The sequence below is a fragment of the Mesobacillus sp. genome (assembly GCF_049588175.1).
Lineage (GTDB): Bacteria > Bacillota > Bacilli > Bacillales > Cytobacillaceae > Mesobacillus.
Map to the genome: position 1 here is coordinate 1 of NZ_JBAVFI010000509.1, position 1,833 is coordinate 1,833.

At 41.5% G+C, this 1,833-nt stretch carries 4 protein-coding genes; all 4 read left to right on the forward strand.

What is annotated here, in order from left to right; translation table 11 throughout:
* Positions 1 to 172, forward strand: a 172-nt coding sequence (locus WB217_RS12480; protein WP_423993547.1) for a CoA-transferase, incomplete at its 5' end; no start/stop codon positions are given.
* Positions 173 to 201: 29 nt separating this feature from the next.
* Positions 202 to 870 carry a CoA transferase subunit B gene (locus tag WB217_RS12485; RefSeq protein WP_423993544.1) on the forward strand — a complete coding sequence of 223 codons (669 nt, stop codon included), beginning with the start codon at positions 202 to 204 and terminating at the stop codon, positions 868 to 870.
* Positions 871 to 1,124: 254 nt separating this feature from the next.
* Complete coding sequence (locus WB217_RS12490) at positions 1,125 to 1,376, forward strand: YqkE family protein (RefSeq protein WP_423993545.1); 252 nt, start codon at positions 1,125 to 1,127, stop codon at positions 1,374 to 1,376.
* On the forward strand, positions 1,373 to 1,833 hold a 461-nt coding region (locus tag WB217_RS12495; protein WP_423993546.1), incomplete at its 3' end, for a GrpB family protein. The genes WB217_RS12490 and WB217_RS12495, both read left to right, overlap by 4 nt.

Sequence of the window (1,833 nt, forward strand, 5' to 3'; positions counted from 1 at the left end):
CTTTAACCCTATGATCGCTGCTGCTGGAAGAGTAACAATTGCCGAGGTGGAAAATCTTTATGAAGCGGGCGAATTAGATCCAAACTCTATCCATACTCCAAGCATTTATGTCCAGTCACTGATTGAAGGTAATCAGGAGAAAAGGATTGAAAGACTGACAGTAAGAAGTTAACTCTGGCTGATCATGAAAGGAGAAGGCATATGATTAAAAACAAAGGGAATGTTCGTGAGAAAATTGCGCGCCGCGCTGAAAAAGAAATCGAGAACGGTTTTTATGTAAACCTAGGAATTGGGATGCCAACACTTGTTGCTAACTTCATTACCGAAGATAAGGAGGTTGTCCTGCAGTCTGAAAACGGTTTGCTCGGTATTGGGCCATATCCGACTGAAGAGAGTGTTGATCCTGACCTGATTAATGCAGGAAAAGAAACGGTAACAGCGATACCAGGTTCCGCATACTTTGACTCAGCAGAGTCATTTGCGATGATCCGCGGCGGCCATATCAATATTGCCATCCTCGGCGGCATGGAAGTCTCAGAATCTGGTGATCTGGCTAACTGGATGATTCCTGGGAAAATGATCAAGGGAATGGGCGGCGCAATGGATCTTGTCCACGGAGCACGTAAAATCATCGTGATCATGGAACATGTAAATAAAAACGGAGAAGCCAAGATTTTAAAAGATTGCAGCCTTCCATTGACAGGAAAAGGTGTGGTCAACCGCATCATTACCGATATGGCTGTAATTGATGTAACACCATTCGGACTAAAGCTAATCGAAGTAGCCTCAGGCTATACTGTAGAGGATGTTATCAATTCAACGGAGCCTGAATTGCAGGTAGATGATTCAGTCGTTTTAGATGCATATTAAACAAAGCAGGGACGTCTTCCAATAGGCGTTCCTTCTTTTTGCAAACAATTCAGCAGTAAGAAACCTGAATTTACTAGTACGCAGCTTTGTTCATAAGTTGAACATAAAAATATGCAAGCAAACCGCTCTAATTTAATTTGATAGAATTCGATGGTATAATCTTAAAAAAATAGGCTGTGTTAAAGGGTATTGCTGGAACGAAAATCAACAGCCGTGTTTAACAGAGCCAATAATAAAGAACAGAGGGATTGAAAGTGAAGAAAAAGAAACAAAATCGTCAGCAGCCAGTGAAAAAAGAGGATAAACCAGCAACGTTGGGTGATCTGCTTAATCAGGATATCATGGAAAAGCTCAAAGCCCAGCAAAAGGATTTAAAGGAACAGGAAGAACAGAAAAAACAGGCTGAGATCCAGCGCAAAAAAGAAGAAAAGCGCTTAAGAGAAAAAAACAAATCATTTGAAGAGCTGCTTTCAGAAAGTGAAATGGATTGGAAGAAATTCAAATGACAAGAAGAAGAGTAGACGTAGTACCATATCAAAATGAATGGAAAGATCTTTTCGAAAAAGAGAAGCATCTCCTTGCGAACATTTTTCAACCGCTTGTTGTAGACATTCACCATATAGGCAGTACATCGGTGCCAGGTCTAAGCGCAAAGCCAATCATTGACATTCTTCTGGCTGCCGATAAGCTGGCAGAAGTAGAACAGGCAACACCACAAATTGTGGCTGCCGGGTATGAGGCTAAAGGAGAGAACGGAATCCCAGGCAGGCGCTATTTTCAAAAAAGTGATGAAAATGGCATCAGGAAGGTGCATTTGCATTCCTACGAAAAAGGCAATCCTGAATTGCATCGGCATTTGGTCTTCCGAGATTATTTGCGGGAGCATCCAAAAGAGGCAAATAGGTATGCAGAGGTAAAGGAAAAGGCAGCCAAAAAGTTTGAATATGATATAGAGTCCTATAT

Excerpts from the sequence above, each read along its gene's own strand:
- WB217_RS12485 (WP_423993544.1), top strand. The coding sequence starts at position 202 with ATGATTAAAAACAAAGGGAATGTTCGTGAGAAAATTGCGCGCCGCGCT.